The 16,913-nt window shown below is 60.3% G+C and carries 20 protein-coding genes; 15 read left to right on the forward strand and 5 right to left on the reverse strand.

The genetic code is table 11. The features are described 5' to 3' along the window. Positions 1-23: 23 nt before the first annotated feature. From GRI48_RS00100 to GRI48_RS00155, 12 genes are all read left to right on the forward strand, one after another. A complete protein-coding gene (locus GRI48_RS00100; protein WP_160669594.1) occupies positions 24-437 on the forward strand; it encodes an MbcA/ParS/Xre antitoxin family protein in 414 nt (137 codons plus the stop codon). Further along, positions 434-1,153, forward strand: a complete 720-nt coding sequence (locus GRI48_RS00105) for an RES domain-containing protein (RefSeq protein ID WP_160669596.1) — start codon at positions 434-436, stop codon at positions 1,151-1,153. The genes GRI48_RS00100 and GRI48_RS00105 overlap by 4 nt, the downstream gene beginning before the upstream one ends. 277 nt (positions 1,154-1,430) lie before the next feature. Continuing rightward, entirely contained in the window at positions 1,431-2,390 is a 960-nt protein-coding gene (locus tag GRI48_RS00110; RefSeq protein ID WP_202389150.1) for a hypothetical protein, read from the forward strand. Then, complete coding sequence (locus GRI48_RS00115; RefSeq protein ID WP_160669598.1) at positions 2,380-2,868, forward strand: hypothetical protein; 489 nt, start codon at positions 2,380-2,382, stop codon at positions 2,866-2,868. The genes GRI48_RS00110 and GRI48_RS00115 overlap by 11 nt, the downstream gene beginning before the upstream one ends. A gap of 125 nt (positions 2,869-2,993) precedes the next feature. Next, positions 2,994-4,907 (forward strand): coiled-coil domain-containing protein, encoded by a 1,914-nt coding sequence (locus GRI48_RS00120; RefSeq protein ID WP_202389151.1) that lies wholly within the window; start codon positions 2,994-2,996, stop codon positions 4,905-4,907. Positions 4,908-5,211: 304 nt separating this feature from the next. Next, positions 5,212-7,200, forward strand: coding sequence for a ParB/RepB/Spo0J family partition protein (locus tag GRI48_RS00125; protein ID WP_160669603.1), 1,989 nt, complete (start codon positions 5,212-5,214; stop codon positions 7,198-7,200). A 155-nt stretch (positions 7,201-7,355) separates the two neighbouring features. Next, positions 7,356-8,297: an ArdC family protein gene (locus GRI48_RS00130; RefSeq protein ID WP_160669606.1), complete on the forward strand. Its 942-nt coding sequence runs from the start codon at positions 7,356-7,358 to the stop codon at positions 8,295-8,297. 11 nt (positions 8,298-8,308) lie between these two features. After that, positions 8,309-8,731, forward strand: coding sequence for a hypothetical protein (locus tag GRI48_RS00135; protein ID WP_160669609.1), 423 nt, complete (start codon positions 8,309-8,311; stop codon positions 8,729-8,731). A gap of 300 nt (positions 8,732-9,031) precedes the next feature. After that, positions 9,032-9,985 carry a DUF2493 domain-containing protein gene (locus tag GRI48_RS00140; RefSeq protein ID WP_062912949.1) on the forward strand — a complete coding sequence of 318 codons (954 nt, stop codon included), beginning with the start codon at positions 9,032-9,034 and terminating at the stop codon, positions 9,983-9,985. Between the two features lie 117 nt (positions 9,986-10,102). Then, positions 10,103-10,540, forward strand: coding sequence for a DUF6878 family protein (locus tag GRI48_RS00145; protein WP_062912962.1), 438 nt, complete (start codon positions 10,103-10,105; stop codon positions 10,538-10,540). A gap of 10 nt (positions 10,541-10,550) precedes the next feature. Beyond that, positions 10,551-10,979 carry a DUF6915 family protein gene (locus GRI48_RS00150; protein ID WP_160669612.1) on the forward strand — a complete coding sequence of 143 codons (429 nt, stop codon included), beginning with the start codon at positions 10,551-10,553 and terminating at the stop codon, positions 10,977-10,979. A 298-nt stretch (positions 10,980-11,277) separates the two neighbouring features. Next, positions 11,278-11,667 (forward strand): single-stranded DNA-binding protein, encoded by a 390-nt coding sequence (locus tag GRI48_RS00155; protein WP_062912947.1) that lies wholly within the window; start codon positions 11,278-11,280, stop codon positions 11,665-11,667. Positions 11,668-11,783: 116 nt separating this feature from the next. Here the strand turns inward: GRI48_RS00155 and GRI48_RS00160 are convergent, their stop codons facing one another. Beyond that, positions 11,784-12,014 (reverse strand): DUF6437 family protein, encoded by a 231-nt coding sequence (locus GRI48_RS00160; RefSeq protein WP_160669620.1) that lies wholly within the window; start codon positions 12,012-12,014, stop codon positions 11,784-11,786. A gap of 326 nt (positions 12,015-12,340) precedes the next feature. Between GRI48_RS00160 and GRI48_RS00165 the strand changes: the two genes are divergently transcribed. Beyond that, entirely contained in the window at positions 12,341-12,577 is a 237-nt protein-coding gene (locus tag GRI48_RS00165; RefSeq protein WP_013832744.1) for a hypothetical protein, read from the forward strand. 102 nt (positions 12,578-12,679) lie between these two features. Here the strand turns inward: GRI48_RS00165 and GRI48_RS00170 are convergent, their stop codons facing one another. After that, entirely contained in the window at positions 12,680-12,820 is a 141-nt protein-coding gene (locus GRI48_RS00170; RefSeq protein WP_237451665.1) for a hypothetical protein, read from the reverse strand. A gap of 65 nt (positions 12,821-12,885) precedes the next feature. Here GRI48_RS00170 and GRI48_RS00175 point away from each other — a divergent pair, with 65 nt between their 5' ends. Next, complete coding sequence (locus GRI48_RS00175) at positions 12,886-13,182, forward strand: PaaI family thioesterase (protein WP_160669623.1); 297 nt, start codon at positions 12,886-12,888, stop codon at positions 13,180-13,182. On the opposite strand, the gene GRI48_RS00180 is transcribed toward GRI48_RS00175, so the two are convergent. Together GRI48_RS00180 and GRI48_RS00185 are read right to left on the reverse strand one after the other, a co-directional pair. Beyond that, entirely contained in the window at positions 13,179-13,736 is a 558-nt protein-coding gene (locus tag GRI48_RS00180; RefSeq protein ID WP_160669626.1) for a nuclear transport factor 2 family protein, read from the reverse strand. The two genes, GRI48_RS00175 and GRI48_RS00180, sit on opposite strands and share 4 nt — an antisense overlap. Further along, positions 13,733-14,731, reverse strand: coding sequence for an NADP-dependent oxidoreductase (locus tag GRI48_RS00185; protein WP_160669629.1), 999 nt, complete (start codon positions 14,729-14,731; stop codon positions 13,733-13,735). The genes GRI48_RS00180 and GRI48_RS00185 overlap by 4 nt, the downstream gene beginning before the upstream one ends. Positions 14,732-14,869: 138 nt before the next feature. Between GRI48_RS00185 and GRI48_RS00190 the strand changes: the two genes are divergently transcribed. Further along, positions 14,870-15,817: an SDR family oxidoreductase gene (locus tag GRI48_RS00190; RefSeq protein WP_160669632.1), complete on the forward strand. Its 948-nt coding sequence runs from the start codon at positions 14,870-14,872 to the stop codon at positions 15,815-15,817. 73 nt (positions 15,818-15,890) lie between these two features. Here the strand turns inward: GRI48_RS00190 and GRI48_RS00195 are convergent, their stop codons facing one another. After that, positions 15,891-16,901, reverse strand: a complete 1,011-nt coding sequence (locus GRI48_RS00195; protein ID WP_160669676.1) for a TerC family protein — start codon at positions 16,899-16,901, stop codon at positions 15,891-15,893. Positions 16,902-16,913 lie beyond the last annotated feature (12 nt).

A 16,913-nucleotide genomic window follows, 5' to 3' on the forward strand; every position in this document is an offset into this window, starting at 1 on the left:
ATAATGCCATATGGAGATTAGTTATGTTGGCACTGCAACCCGTTGATACCGTCCCCCATGCCTTCCGGCCCGATCCTGTAACCCAGGAGGAAGCAGCGGCGATGTTCCGCGCCGTAGTGAACCTGTTTGGGAAATGGGAACTCACAGACGAGCAGGCCGCGACTTTGCTCGACATGCCGGTTCGCTCCTATCGGCGGTGGAAGGCTGAGGGTGCAGGCCGTGTCTCGCGCGATGGCGCGGCGCGCCTTTCCAACCTGATGGGTATCCACAAGGCGCTGAGGATCATCTTTTCAGAAGCCCAGCGTGGCTACGCCTGGATCAAGGCAGGTAACGCCGCCTTTGCCGGAGCGAGCGGGCTCGACGTCATGCTTGGCGGCGAGCTGACTGATATCATGCGGGTGCGGCGCTATCTTGATGCCGAACGTGGTGCCTGGTGATTGATCCCAAGGCAATTCCGATTGCCCAGGTGGAGTGGAAAGGTGCTGTGCGGATTATCCGCAGTGCTTTTCCACCGATCGACCTGTTCGAAGATATTGCAGACCCTGCAGATTGGCCGCTGCTGATCTCTGCCGAGCAAAAAACCAACCCTCGCATCATGGCGACGATTGGCAATCTCGATCTGGTTCCTGCTGACCGCCGGGTAGGGGGCAACGGCGCATCCTATCTGATGGCCCCGTTCACGCATGTCAGCACTGACCGACCAAGTCGCTTCACCGATGGGACCTACGGCGTACTATACGCGGGGGATACATTCGAAACTGCGCTGTTCGAGACAATCCATCACCATGCCCGCTTCATGGTTCGCACTGTAGAAGCGCCAGGCTGGACTTCACAGTTCCGTGAGATCATCCTTTCGGTAAGCGCCGATCTTCACGATCTCAGGAGCCTTGCGGCAGGCGATCCCGCGCTTGATCCCGACAACTATGCTGCATCGCAATCCCTCGCTGTTGAGCTCAAAGAACGTGGGGCCGAAGGTCTTGTCTATCCGAGTATCCGGCATCCTGGCGGCGAATGTGTCGGCTTGTTCTACCCCGATTGTGCATCCGACCCCATTCAGGGACGTCACCTCGACTACCACTGGGATGGAACGGGTGTCGATCTGGTTCGAGACACTGGCACAGGGGCGGTGTTTCGGGTGGTGGATGCTGTGTAGACTGAAAATCCGAACTTCGGATTTCGCTGTGCACATTCCGGTCGCTCCGCACCCTAAAAGCGGCCATTCACTTGACCGGTATGCTATCCGAATCCTGCCGTTCGTTCATAAGGAGGGCGATCGATGCGACTTCCGGAGAACGGACTGCCGCCACGGTACGTCAGACCATCATAGGCGACAGCTCAATTCGGGCATGTAGCCGGCAGCCTTGCGCCAACATCGCCCCTGACCAAACGTCTCGCTTGATGAACACCACGATTGAGATCGAGCACTGAACATGCCAGAAACAACCTCGACGGTGATAACGCTCGGGAAGAAAATGACGAGTTTAGTCTATCAATGGGGGCCAGACGATTGGGAGGAATTCTCCCATAGCCTTTTGCAAAGCCGTCACGGTGTATTGAATGTGCACAAAGTTCCCGCGAACCACAGCGGAGATCTGGGCATTGACTATTATTGTCTGACCGAACTCGTCATTTATCAGTGTTACGCGCCTGAAGAGCCCCTTGATATATCGGTGCGAGCTGATCGTCAGAAAAACAAAATGACGACCGATCTTGCCAAACTCATCAAAGGTGCTGCCGAAGTTTCCAAGCTCTTGCTCGGTCAAAAATTAAGGTCCTGGGTGCTGCTTGTTCCCAATCATGACAGTAAGGATCTGAACCTTCATTGCGCGAAGAAAACCAGCGATCTGCGCAAGCAAGGACTGTCATTGCTGGACGATAATTTCGAGGTCTGTATTCAGGACCAGACCCATTTCCCGGGGAGAGCGGTGCAGGACGCGATAGCTGGGCTCACCAACCTCTCGCTAAGTGTCGCTTCACCCAGCAAAGAAGAGCTGAAGAATTGGGAGGCTGGCTCCGCCGATCTCGTGGCAAATGCCACTGTTAAGTTGGGAAAGCGGGCCAGCGGCCAGGAATTGGGCGGGGCAGTGGAACACGGAATAGAGGCGTTTCTCCGAGGAAATGGTCTCCTTGATGCTCTGCGCAACAATGCGCCCGATATGCATGAGAAGGTCGCCGCCGCAATCCAAGTCCGCGCGCGCACCCTCACGTTCGCCGGACCACAAGGAGGCACCTTACCTAGCAGTATTCTGAACACCGAGATTATCTCACTCACGCAGGCGATCAAAGCCGCTGCTCCGACGCTATCGGACGATAATGCGCAAGAAATTGCGCTTGGCACCATCTCCGAATGGATCATGCGGTGCCCACTCGATTTCCCAGATGCCGCCTGAAAGCCCGTTCCTCAAAGCATTGGAGGGCGCCAACTTCTCCTTCACCGCGCGACCGGAGCCGGTCGCCGGTGACCTTCGCATGTCGTGGGGAATTGCGGTTGTTCTCCTGAGTTTGTTCCACAGCCGCGGTAAAAAAGCGAGCTTCTTGAAGCTGCAATTCCTCGCGCACTCGATCCGCACCGAGGACAGTCGGGAGCAGGTCCACGCCGTGCTGCGCGGCGAACGGAAGACTAGCGAACTTCAGGTTCGTGTGGAGCCCTGGCTGAACCGGGCAGTCGCTTTCGCTCATGGCCTCAAATACGTGGACGTGAGTAAAGGCAAAACGATCACGCTGACGCCTTTAGGGCAAGATGTTGCAGCAGCAATCGACGCAACTTCCGACGTGCTTCATCATGAGCGCACGTTCCTGACAAACGTCGCTAAACGAGCGACTGAAAATATCGTAACCCGCATTTGGCGGATGGAGACGCTGCTTTGACTCTTCGGCTTAGGCACTTGCGATTGCGCGCCTTCACACAAGACGGTCCCTACGGTGCCGATCTACCATTCGAGGACGGTCTAAACGTAATCTGGGCCGACAATACGAAGGGTAAATCAACTAGCATGCAGGCGCTGCTCTACGTGCTCGGCATGGAAAAAATGCTCAGCCCAAGCCGTGAGGTGCCGGTGCCTCACGCGTTGACGACTTTCCTAATGAGGGATGATGAGAGCGAACTAGCCATCACCAACTCTTTCGTCGAACTCGAAATTGAGAATGGGGCAGGCACCATTGTAACGGTCCGCAGGCCGATTAAGGAAGCTGGCATCGACACGCGCCTTGTTACGGTGTGGTTCGGTCCTATGCTGACTGAACCGTCTAAGACTGCGGCCTCACGACAGTTCTTCGTACGCGATCCAGGCGCCTTCAAGCGCGAGGATGGATTTCTGCACTTTCTCGAAGCCTTCATCGGCTGGGATATGCCGGTCGTGCGGAAATATGAAGGCCCTGAGGGCAAACTCCCGTTAGAAACAGTCTTCCCACTCTTTTGGGTCGAACAAAAACGCGGCTGGTCCACAATCCCGGCTGCAATCCCGACATATATGCGTGTTCGCGACGTCCAAAAACGTGCGGTCGAATTCATTCTAGATCTCGACGTGCATAAGCTCGAACTGCAGCGCCAACGATTGAAAGAAAGGATTGAGGATAATGCCCGCAACTGGACAAGCGTCATCGACGAGATGATGCGCATTGCGCGGCGCGCTGGCGGCACATTGACTGGCCTTCCCCCTCGACCGACGGCAGACACTGACAGTCTCGAACGCTGGACAATCTCTCTCGTTCAGAATGACGAGACCGTAGTGATCGAAACGTTATTGGCTGCATTACGGGCCCGGGTCGCTGTTCTCGCCGAGGCTAAGGTACCTCAGGTCGGCGAAACAGCCGACGCCCTAACGGCAGAGCTTGAAGAGCTTGGTAAGGAAATCGACGCGCGCAACCAAAAACGCATCGAAGTCCACAAGGCGCGGCAGCTGAAGGAGGCTGATATTGCATCTCTCGAGCGTCGTATTGCTCAGCTAGGAGAAGATTTACAGAAGAACCAGGACGTCCAAAGACTTCAGCGCTACGCCGGAACGGCCGGGAATCTAACGCCAGACCAGTGCCCCACCTGCGAGCAAAGTCTCGTCGATGCTCTGATTTCGCAAGAAGTCCTTGAGGCAGTAATGCCGATTGAGGACAACATCGAATACGTTCGGTCACAGCTCAAGATGTTCGAAGATATCTTACAGCGGGAGCAGGCCGAGCAGCGGCGGCTTGAGGATCTTGGTGCAGTCGCCACAACTGAAATTAATCAGCTGTACACTCGCGTCCGAACGATACGAAGCGACCTGCTAGGCCCGTCAAGTGCGCCATCTGCGGCGGTCGTCGAAGAGCGGGTACGCATCGAGGCTCGAATTCGCGATCTGGAGGCTTTGATCGCGTCGCTCGCCGATACTGCAAACCGGCTGCACACGTTGTCGGCAGAATTCGCAGAGTTGTTGAATGCGGGCCGGCTCATACCATCAGACAAAATGACCGAGGACGACAAGCACAAGCTCGACGCGCTCACAGGCTCGATGCGAGAATTGGCTGAGGCCTTCGGGTTCACGACTTTCGCCCCAAAAGATTTGACGATCGACGAAGACAGCTACCGCCCCCAGAAGGAGGGCTATGAAATCGGTTTCGAGACTTCAGCGAGCGATGCCATTCGCCTTAAATGGGCATATCAATTGGGCCTATTGGAGCTCGCTCGGAAATACGCCACCAATCATCCAGGCTTGCTACTGCTAGACGAGCCGCGCCAGCAATCTTCTTCGAAGGTGAGTTTCGGGCAGTTGCTTGAGCATGCGGCAAAGCATCGAGGGGCGCAGCAGCAGGTCATTGTTTCAACCAGCGAAGACATCGACACATTGAGTCCGATCCTTGCTCGCCTAGAATGCAAGAGGATTATCTTTAACGGTTATGTACTCCAGCCCGTGCAGCCTCAAACAAACGCCTAGCCTATAGCCCCTGACATGGCTCGATTTTGACGATCAGCTGTAAGTCGCAATGAACGGTCGATCGCCCGGTCGCTGAAAAATACGGCTTCAGCTACCGGCTCGCCCCGGCCGAAGACTGACTGGCAGGAATGGCCCGCTAGGCTAGCCGCTTTGCAAAACTCCGAATCAACTGGATCGGCTTGTGGAAGCGGGCAGACTAAAGCCGGCCTACCTGCAGTTATAGAAAGGGAAGGGAGCTTGCTTCTGTTTGAGCCGAATGAGCGTCGACGGTCGATGCCGAGGCTCGCAATCAGGAGTAAGTCCAATGATCAAGTCGATCCCGCTGACCAAGTTGGTCCAGTCCCCTCGCAACGTGCGCCGTCACGGTGACCCAGCCGCAGATTCCGAACTGAAAGCGAGCATTGCAGCCCATGGGTTGTTGCAGAACCTCATCGTTCGGCCTGCGGCTCGTGGCAAATTCGAGGTCGAAACCGGAGAGCGCCGCCGCTGCGCCTTGCTGGCGCTTGCCGAAGAGAAAGTCCTGCCGAAGGGCTACGAGGTTACCTGCCTCGTGCTTGAGGACGATGCGGAAATCGCAGTCGAAACGAGCCTGGCCGAGAACTTCCATCGCCTCGCGATGAACCCCGCCGACGAAGCGCAGGCGTTCGCTGCCCTTATTGATGCTGGTGCCTCGACGGAAGATGTCGCGCGCAGGTTCGGACTGACGGTCCGCTTCGTCGAAGGCCGGCTGCGTCTCGCGACCCTCTCGCCTGTCGTCTTCGATGCTCTGGCATCCGGTGAAATCACTCTCGATCTCGCCAAAGCTTTCGGCGCGACCTCCGACCAGGAGATTCAGGCTCGCGTCTATGAACAGGCGTCCTCGGGCTATTATGCGCCCAGCGCCGACAGCATCCGGCGCATGGTGCTCTCAGGCACGGTTCGCGGCAGCGATGCTCGGGCCCGTCTTGTCGGTCGCGACGCATATACCGCTGCAGGTGGCCGGATCGAACGCGAACTCTTCGACGACGATGACAGCGAGTCCTGGGTTGATGTCGCGCTTCTGGAAACCCTCGCCTCGGAGGAGATGGAAAGGCGCGCCAAGGCGCTCGCAGCAGAGCAGGGTCTTGCCTGGGTCAAGCCTACGCTTGACGCCTATGCCAGTCACGATCTCGTAGAAGGTCTCATTCGCCTTCCGGCCGAGCCGGCTCCGTTGACTGACGCCGAACTGGCCCGCCTTGACGAACTCGATGCTTCTTACGACGAGCATGCGGCCATTCTCGAGGATGAAGACAGCGCAGAAGAAGCAATTGCTGCGGCCGAGGCGACGATCGAAGCGATTGAGCGCGAATGCCAGGACATTCGGGCAAAGCCCCCGGAGCTGGCGCCCGAACTGAAGGCCGATGCCGGAATGATCCTCGCTCTCTCGCGCGACGGCACACCGGTCCTCCAGCCGGTGTTCTATGGCGAGCGCGATATCGAAGTCGTTGGTGACGACGATGTCGTCGAAGTCGTGGCGAGTGTCGGCAGTGATGGCAAACGTCGTGCAGCGCTTTCCAAGCGTCTGGTCGACGAACTTGCGATGCAACGTCGTGACGTGCTCGCGCTCCACGTGGCATCGGATCCCGGCCTTTCGCTCGACATCATGGTCTTCACCCTCGCGGATGTCGACACCCACGACTGGCGGTCACGCGCGGCCACGACCCTGCGTGGCGGCGTCCCTGCGGGTCCGATTGTCGGGTTCGAAGCGAAGGATGCGCCGGCAAGCGCATCCCTTGCGGACCTGCGCTCTGGTCTCGATGAGAGCTGGCGATCTGGCGAAGACGCTTCGTCGCGCTTCAAGATGTTTCGGGCACTCGCCGATGAAAGCCGCGCAGCATGGCTCGGCTTCGTCGTCGCTCGCACGCTCGAGGCGAGCCTCAACATGGCAGGCGAACGTCAGATCACGTTCCAGGATCATCTGGGCAGCACGATCGGCATTGACATAGCGCAATGGTGGCGTCCGACCGCGGCAAACTACTTCGACCGCGTCTCAAAGCAGGTCATCCTTGATGCGCTCACCGATGTTGGCGGTTTGGAACTGTCCTCACGCTTCGCATCGGTGAAAAAGGGCGATCTTGCGATGAGCGCCGAGCGCGTCTTCGCGGGGACCTACATCACCGAGGTCGAAGTTCGGGAAAGGGCCCTCGCCTGGGTGCCTGAAGTCATGCGCTTTGCCGACCAGCCGGAAATTCCTGCCGATAACGAAGCGCAAAGTCCCGACGCGGATTTCGTCGCCAACGACGACAAGCAGCCCCCGAGCGAGTTGGCCGCCTGACCTCCTCCTGACAGGAACGGCTGCTCGCCACCGTGAAGCGGTCCTCCGGCACATGCCGGGGGGCCGCTTCCTTCATGGAAAGAGAGCGGAGGGGGCTCCGGGACCTCCGGCACTGACCGACGGAACTGTCGTCAGGCCATTTCAGGAGACCCAACATGGCCTATCGCAAGGGACAAAGCGGCGGAATGTCGCCTGCTACCCGTATTACACAGGAAATCATCGCCCGCCTCGAGTCCGGCACGAAGCCGTGGATCAAGCCATGGCGCGGTGTGCCAGTCTCACGCCCATTGCGCGCGTGCGGCGTCCCTTATCGCGGCATGAATGTATTCTGGCTCTGGATGGTTGCCGACATGTGCGGTTACGCCTCGCCGTTCTGGATGACCTACAATCAGGCCAAAGAACTGGGCGCGCAGGTGCGCAAGGGCGAAAAATCCACCATCGCCATCTTCTACAAGAGCTACACCAAGGAAGTCGAAGCCCCCGACACCGGCGAAAAAACCGACGAAAGTCGTCGCGTGTTGAAGGCCTATCCGGTTTTCAATGCTGATCAGGTCGAAGGTCTTCCGGAACGTTTCCATCCCGCCGCGACGCTTGAGGTGGTGGAGCCCGAGGGCCGTCAGGCTGAACTCGACTCATTCTTTGCCAGTATTCCGGCCGTCCTGCGTCATCAGGGCGACGAAGCCTATTATGAACCAGTGGCTGACCGGGTGACAATGCCGCCCGCCCATCTCTTCTCGGGCTTCGACCACTATTACGCGACGCTCGCGCACGAGCTGTCGCATTGGACCGGCCATGCCAGTCGCCTCGACCGCAATCTCAAGAACCGATTTGGTTCTGCAGCTTACGCCGCCGAGGAACTCATCGCTGAACTTTCGAGCGCCATGCTTGGCGCTGAACTCGGTCTGCCAGTCACCCACCTCGATAGCCATGCGAGCTATATCGAGCACTGGCTCAAGCTCCTGAAGCAGGATGACCGTGCCATTCTCACCGCTGCCGCAAAGGCGGAGGAAGCATCAAGGCTTCTGCTCAAACTCGCAGGACGGATCTCTGCCGAAGATACCGACGAAGCGTCTGCCGACGCTGCGTTGGCCGCCTGAAGGAGGGTGTCATGGGCCGATCGGTTAGCTCCCCCAGCGGGGCCATCGTGGCCTTCACGGTGCTCGAAGTCGAAAACGACGACGATTGGGATTTCGAATATGAGTGGCTCCGCGAGGAACTGCGCGAGCGCGCTGGGCAGGCCTTCCCTTCACTGATCGCGCACGACGGTTGGCGGGGGTGCGAAGACCGCATCCTCATGCGCAATGCCTACGCGGATTTCGGCGTGTCGGTTTACGCCGGCCTGGTTGCGGTGTGGATCGTCGAGCGTGACGATGGCGCCTATTGGGATGCCGATTGGCGCACGGCCAGATCGCCGAGGGCACAACGCTGGCTGTCCCAGATCGCCTCCCGCTTTGAAGCGTTGTTCGGCGACTACGTCTGCCTCGGTCACATGTCGAACGGTGAGGGCGTCTACGCAAAACGGGTAGCCTGATGCGCCAGTCACTTTGGTCGTGGCGAAGTGCCTGTCCTCCCTGACGAAGCTTGCTTTTGCACTCATGGTCTGAAGCCATGCGAGAGAGGCCCTGGGCCAGCCGCCAGTCTGCCGCAACCCGGCTTGCGCAGGCCCGAGTTGGCCCGGCCCTTTGGGCCGTTGGCCTGCCCGCGCCAGCCTGCCCAAGCGGGTTTCCCCCTGTCGGGTGCGGAGACTGCCTCAAGCTGGCCCTGACGGGCTCTCGCTGGCGCAGCCATGAGCGGGTGCGTCAGCCTCACGCCAGTCAGGAGGACAATACCCATGCACTCATCATTTTCCGAGCAACTTGCCGGCCTCGACCTTTCCGGTTTTTCGATTGGTCCTGCCCCGGTTTCCACCAATGATTTTCCGGTCCACGAAGCGGTCGTCCAGACTCTCGAAGCGGTCTGGTCCGATCTATTTGCGATGGTCTCTGGGACTGCGCTGGAGGCCGATGCCGAGGACCTCGGTTGGGCGTTCGTCAACATCTTCCATCGTTCCGCGACCCGCAAATCGGCCGCAGTCGACCGCGCAACCGACGAGGTCCGAGCACTCCTCGCCACTGCCGATGGATCCGAAATTCACACCCATGAACTCGAGACCCAGGTTGAGCGTGCGCAGTGTGCCGAAGGCGCCATGCTTGCTCTCGAAGAGATGCGTGAGGTGGCCGCTGCCCTCTATCTCAACGAGTTCGGATCTTCGTGGAAACCTGTGTCGAGCTCGCGCTTCAATCACAGTGCCATGCTGACTTCTGCGCTTGTCGAGGGCCGCGAGTTCGTCCGAGCTCGGTCCGAAGCGAAACGCCGCGCCGCCATGCCAGAAGGTACGCCGGTGATATTTGCCGGTGGCCGCACACGCCATCCAAACGAGCAGGACGCTCTCACTTTTGCCAACAACGTCTGGGCTACTCTGGACAAGGTTCACGACCGGGTTCCTGACATGGTTCTTGTCCACGGCGGTGATACCAAGGGCGTTGACCGTCTGGCATCTTCATGGGCGGAACGACGCAACATCCCGCAAATCAGCTTCTCCCTCGACATGCGCCTGGGGGCACGCGCAGGCTTCAAGCGCAACGAGCGTATGCTCTCGCTCGACCCCCGTTATGTCGTCGCCTTTCCCGGAAACGGAGTCCTGGAGCGCCTCGTCATCGAAGCCAAATCCCGTCGGATCACGGTTGTAGATCGCCGTGGTCCGCTGGGCACTTCCCCCAAGCGCGCGGCGCAGGATACCGACTGATGCGTCGGGCATCGCGCCAGCGCTATCGGCGCTGGCGCAGCCCGTCAGAGGAAAGAGATCGCTTGTTATCGTGGGCAAGACGATTGGTGCTTGCCCGCACATATCAGGAGATTTCTCATGACTGATTTTCAGGCAATCATGGCGGACTTTGCTGTCCGCCAGGCCGAACGCGCGGCGCAGGCGCAAAGTGAAATCCAACGGCTCAAGGCAGCTATCATTGACCCGCTGCGCAATGCCGAAATTGCCCGCGTAGAAATCCGCTTCGATGGGTGCGGCGACAGCGGTGCGGTCGAAGAATGCGTCTTCTCTGATGCCGTCGGGGCGAGTGTTCCGTGTCCCGAAGTGACGATCGACTATGCTGGAGAAGGCGACGACCAGAGCCTCCATTCCGCCATCGAGCAACTGACGTACCTTGCTCTCGAACGCCATCATCCCGGATGGGAAATCAATGATGGTGCCTGCGGCGAACTGATCATCGACGTGGCTACGCCGAGTTTCGTTCTGGACTGCCAGCTGCGTTACACGGCGACCGACGACCATTCGACTGATCTCTAGGAGAAGTGCGATGGCTCATTGCTATTATCACGCCCTATCGTCGGTCCGGAAATGGGGAGGGGTGGTGGAAGATTACCTGCCGCTCCACCAATGGTTTGACCAGTCGAAGGCGATCTTTGCTGATCCGCGGCACCGGGCCCTCCGGCACCATGCCGAAGGCATCTTCATGCTCGAGACGCTGTTCGGGCCTACTATCGTCAACGCCGACAGCCGTGTCGTGCCCGTTCGCCTTGTAGGCGAGCAGCACGTCCGCGAGGACTTGGGTACGATTCCTTCCTTTGCGGATTGGGGGCGCCTAATCACGCCCCAAGACTGGATGTTGCGGGGTCATCGTTTGGACGAGCCTATGCATCTTGGTACTGTGGAGACTGGTGCTGGCAGTGCGTTTTCGGGTGGTCTTTCGCCCGCTTCGGGAGGAGCTTTCGTTGTCGAGATATGATGCAGCCTTCGAGGCGGGCAAGGTCAGGGGGTACGTCGCAGCCCGTTAACGCGAAAAGTCATGGCTTGGCCTGTGCAAGGCACTCGGGACCAACCCGGCCTGTAAGCAAACCTTTCCTGAAGCATCCCCGTCGAGACGCGCAACCCCGATCAGGTCCGGCCGAGTTGCCGGGCTGCGCCCGGCTGCCCGCACCACCCGAACCAGATCGAGGTTTCCCTTCGGTGCGCTTCGCCGTGGCCGCTTCCTAGTCGGGTTTGCAGCCGGGATGGACCCGGAATGCTCGATCAGGAGAAAGACCATGACCAATCTCGTAATCCTCGTTGGCCGCATCGCCCGCGATCCCGAAACCCGCACCACCCAGGGCGGCACCAACATCACCTCGATCTCGGTCGTCACCGACCGTCCCGCCCGCAAGGACGGCAAGACCTACAAGGACGAAAACGGCTACACCGCCAAGGACAGCGAATTCCACCGAGTGACCTGCTTCAACGGTCTCGGCCAGAACGTCGCCAAGTACTGCACCAAGGGCCAGCTCGTGACGGTTGAGGGGCGCATCCACTATACGCAGTGGGAAGACCAGGACGGCGCCAAGCGCTACGGCTGCGAGATCATCGCTGACAAGGTGGACTTCCTCACCAAGGGGCGGGCGTCGAACAATGAGGGTGCGCCCGACATCGATGAGGACTGAGCGCCTTCCGCAAACAACAAGGCTCCGATGGTTCGCGCCATCGGGGCCTTTTTTGTGATCGCTGGCGTGAACGGCGGGGCGGGGCATCGAGCCCACACCCCGCCGCGGTTGAAGTGTCAGGCGGGGGAAAGCCGCTTGAGAGCATCGCCGATCCCGATGGTAAGCGATGCGCGGATGAGCTGCTTCAGTTGCGCGGGTTCGATCGTCTCGGCTCCGCATTCAAGAAGAACCTTGCCCAGTTCGCCGGCTGCTTCATCACGGAGCCTGGCCTCCTGTGCATCGAGTTCTTCGCGCTGCTCGCGCAGCTTCTTGAGCGCATTACGCGCGCTCGGTTTGGACCTGGCCATCAGATTGTCCTTTCGCTGGCCGTTGGTCCCCTCCACGCGCGACAGTGCCAGCATGGGGCCATGTAGGAAAACGGTTTTTGCCGCGATGCTAGTGCTTCTCACGCTGACGTTGGAGAGGTCTCTCTCGCAGAAAGTCCAAGTGTGATGCGGGCTTTGGGGCCGCGTCAAGGACGACGGGGCCCCACCATTTTTACCGGGCAAGCCCGGCAAAAATCGTTTCCCCCATCGCCGCTTCGCGGCCGCGCTATGCGCGGTCCCTGACCCGGCCCGTCACCCACATCCTCGCAGCTCCTGATGCGACGCATCGAACATCAGGAGGAAAGATCATGTACGCTTCACTGAATATCGCGCAGGGTTCATTCCAGGCAGATCAGGCAGCCTTCGTTGCCGCACTCGACAAGGCTCATGCCCGGTCCCTTCACAGCTACTTCACCCAATATGTCCTGACCGATGGTGAGGCAGGTTACATCGCGGTCGATGAGGGCGATTACGGCGCACTGCCCAAGGCCATGCTGGACCGGGTCATCGACACAGTGCCTGGAAAGCTGAGCGATGAATTCTGATGCCACACAAAAGGAGGAAGTCCGTCAGGGCTTCCTCCTTTCTTTTTGCTCGGGTCCCGTATTGTCGCTCCCGTAGGCATCGCGCGAGCATTCCCTGCAGCATCAGCCCTCGGCGGTAGACGCATCGATTTCCTCCAGCCGATCGGGCAACTCGAGTACCTTCATGGCCGCTGCTGAAATGGCTTCGGCCTTCGTCGGAAAGGCTTCCGCCGAACTGATCGATACGCCGTCGGAATAGGTCACGGTTGCCTGGAAACCATTGCCTTTGGGTGTCGCGCTCAGTGTTACGTCACCTGGTGGGTCTGCGAATGCTGGACCAGCACATGAACTATCGCGACATGGCGCACGGCGGCGTTCTGTCGACCTTTGCCGATGTCGCGATGAGCTGGCAGGTGCACGCCAGCGAAGACCCGCCGCTGCCGGTTTCGACGATCACGCTTGCGGTCAATTTTCTCGCGCCTGCGCGGCTGGGCGACTGGCTGGTCGCCGACATGCGGATCGACCGGCTGGGCAAGCGGGTCGCCTATTGCTCGGGCCACATCCTGCGCGGGGAAGAAGTGCTCGCGACGGCCACGGCGAGCTTCGCGGTAATCCGCAGGATTTAGCGGGCGCCTCGCCACGGGGCGGCGACCGGCGTCGAAGGATCGCGATCGTCGTGATACCCTGCCGCTCCCTCGGGCACTTCGGACAGGTCGATTCCTTCCAGTTCGCGATATTCGCGCCAGTCGTAGAGACCCTTGCGGCTGGCGATCCGCCATGCGCCGCCACGCCGTTCGAACCGGTCGACATACCGCCCGGCAATGACCGCCGAATAGGTCCTGCCCTTGTCGGGGAACACGTCGGTCGTCGCATATCCTGCCGGTACGGTGTGCATGGCGGTCATGTAGGTCTCGCAATGCGCGATGTCGGCATCGGCGAAGGTGATGATCGTCTGGCCGAGCTGGTGCTGGGTAGCGAGGCACGGGTCGATGACTGCTTTGGCCTGCTCGACGAAGCCTTGCCAGTCTCCCTCGATCGGGCCGAAACCGAACAGGGCATCGGCGTGGAACAGCTTCTCCATCATGTCCCAGCGCCGCCGGTCGATGGCATGGGCATAGAGCGTGATGATCTCGCGGATTGCCTCGCGGTCCTCGATCCTGCCGTCGAATGCCTGTGTCATTGATCGAGCTCCACGATGACCTTGCCGATATTGCCGCCGGTGAACAGCTTCGCATATGCGGAGAGCACATTCTCGAGACCCCGCGTCGTATCGTAGGGCATGATCAGTTCGCCAGCCTCGTGCCACTGTTTCAGGCGCACAGTCAGTTCCGGCCCGTGCTGCATGAAATCGGGCGAGAAGAAGCCCTCGATCCGCAGTCGCCGCATCAGCACCTGGTCGAATTCCTGCGGCGCGGTGCGGCTGCCGCCGTAATCCGCCAACAGGCCACACACTGCGATCCGGCCATAGTGGTTCATCCGGGTGAGAACATCGTCGAGCATCGCACCGCCGACATTGTCGAAGTAGACGTCGATCCCGCCGATCGCATCGAGAGCTTGGCCGATATTGCCGGCCTTGTAGTCGATCGCCCCTGCCAGCCCGAGTTCGCCGGTCAGGTAAGCACATTTTTCCGGCCCTCCTGCGATGCCCCAGGTCTCGCAGCCGAGCAGCCTTGCGATCTCCACCGCGAGAATCCCGGTCGCGCCCGCTGCGGCGGAGATCAGCACTTTCTCTCCCGGCTTTGCCGCACCGGTTTTCTCGATGCCCCACAGCGCGGTCCACCCGTTCATGCCGAGCGGGCCGAACCAGGCGCGCTTGTCGGCCACATCCTCGTCCAGCAGGACCGCGCCCGACATCACCGCGTCGACGCAACTGTAATCGGCCCAATTGCCGAATGTTCGCACCAGCGCGCCCTCGGGGAAAGCCTCGTAGCGCGAAGCGACGACGCGACCGATCGCGAGCCCGACCATCGGCGTACCGAGCGGCAGGGGCGGCTGGTATCCGTCTTCCCGCGCGGTCATCCACATGCGGGTGCCCGCGTCCATCGAAAGCAATTCGTTGCGGATGAGGATTTCGCCGTCCCCGGGTTCCGGCACGGGGGCGGACTGCAGCGACAGGGCCGAAGCAAAGCCATTGCCTTCGGGGCGTGCGTCGAGGCGCCAGAAGCGATTGTTCATGGACACTCGCATGCGGGCGAGCGCCGGGCGGGAGCAATCCTGTTTTTCGCTAGGGCGCTATCAAAATGGTCCGGCGCGCGGGGTGCCCGGGCGGGTTAGCAACGCGCATGATCCGCAAGAGATCGGGAGAGAATTGATATGGCATTGGTTACCGTTATCGGCGCATCCGGGCGGCAAGGCATGGCGCAGGTGAGGCAGGCGCTCGAAGCGGGTTACGACGTGCGCGCCATCTCGCGCAGTCAGGATCCGTTCGCCGGCGAGAAGATCAACGGCATCGACAAGGTCGAGATCCGCCCCATGGACCTCTACGACACATCGACCTTCAAGGATGCGCTCGAAGGCAGCGATTACATCTTCTACACCCACCCGCTGCAGGCACGCGCCGATCGCGCGGTGCTGGTCGGGCAGGTCGGCGCCGCGGCAGCCGATCTGGGCGTCAAGCGGGTCGTGTGGAACACCTCCAGCTGGATCCCCGACAAGCCGGGTGATGCGCACACCTATGCCGGCAATACCGCGGGAATCAACGCGCTGTGGCGCTCGGGTGCGCCGGGCACGGTCTTCGGTTCCGTGCTGTTCATGGACAATCTGCTGACCAACTGGGCGCGACCCTTCATCGTGAACGAAGGGCGCTACGTCTATCCGCACAATCCGCAGCTCGAAGCGAACTGGATCAGCCTCGACGACGTCGCGAAGTTCATGCTTGCCAGCTTGGAGCGGCCCGACATGGAAGGCGCCTGGCTCAATATCGGCGGACCCGAGCGCCTGCGCGGACCCGATGTCGCGAAGACCCTGTCCAAGGCGCTCGACAAGGAAATCGCCTACAATCCGTGCACGCCGGAAGAATTCGGGCGGTACCTGGTCGAAGCCGCGGGCGACGACATGCCCGAGGAAATGCGCGACGAGTTCGCCAAGGGCATCCAGGCATTCTACGAATACAACAACACCGCGCCGACCAAGCCCTTCGAGGTCGACATGGACCACGTCTACGAGCGTTTTCCGGAACTGGAAGGCAAGCTCGAACCGTTGCAGGAATGGGCGGACCGGCAGGACTGGGGCGAAAGCAACCACCGCCCGGCTTTCGGGTAGGCTCGGCTTCCAGGCGCGAGAGACAGGACGGGGGGCGCCGGACAGCGCCCCCCTTTTCTGTTGGTTGCGAGGCCTAGGGGCGGATCTCGTCATGCGGCAGTTGTGGTGCCGCGTCCTCGCCGTGGCGGGTCTTCCACAGCGAGTAGAGCACGCCGCCTGCGATCAGCGCCGCGGTGACCCCCAGGCTCAACGCCGGCGGGAACTTGCCGCCGTCGAGCAGGAAGTCGGAGACGAAGATCTTCGACCCGATGAATACCAGCACCGCAGCAAGCGCATACTTGAGGTAGTAGAACCGGTGGATCATGGCTGAGAGCGCGAAGTAGAGCGCCCTGAGGCCCAGGATCGCCATGATATTGCTGGTGTAGACGATGAACGTGTCGGTCGTGATCGCGAAGATCGCCGGCACGCTGTCGACCGCGAAGACGAGGTCGGCGAGGTTGATCACCACCAGCGCGAGGAACAGCGGGGTCGCCGCGCGCACCATCTTGCCGGTCCTCTCGTCGGGCACCTTCACGAAGAAGTGCTGCGCGTGCAGTTCCTTCGTCACCCGCATGTGGGTGGAGATCCACTTCACCACCCGGTTGTTCGCGATGTCGGGATCGTGATCGCCCGCGAAAAACATCTTGATGCCGGTGAAAATCAGGAAGGCGGCGAAGATGTAGAGCACCCAGTAGGCCTGCTCGACCAGCGCGGCGCCGCCCGCGATCATCAGTCCGCGAAGAACGATGACCGCGATGATGCCCCACAGCAGGGCGCGGTACTGGTACTTCGGCGGGATCGCGAAGAAGGTGAAGATCAGGCTGATCACGAAGACATTGTCGATCGACAGCGCCTTCTCGATGAAGAAGCCGGTGTAATATTGCATTCCAAACTCGGCGCCGCGCTCGAACCAAATCCAGGCGCCGAAGGCCATGGCGATGGCGATGTAGAAGGCGGTCAGCTTCAGGCTTTCGCCGATCCCCATTTCGCGGTCCTCCTTGTGGAGGACGCCGAGGTCGAACGCGGTCAGGCCGGCGACAATCGCGAGGAAAGCCAGCCAGAACCAGGCAGGGGTGCCGAGGAAATCGGCAGTCAGAAATTCCATTGTATCGCTCCC

The organism is Qipengyuania oceanensis, from assembly GCF_009827535.1.
Classification (GTDB): Bacteria; Pseudomonadota; Alphaproteobacteria; order Sphingomonadales; family Sphingomonadaceae; genus Qipengyuania_C; species Qipengyuania_C oceanensis.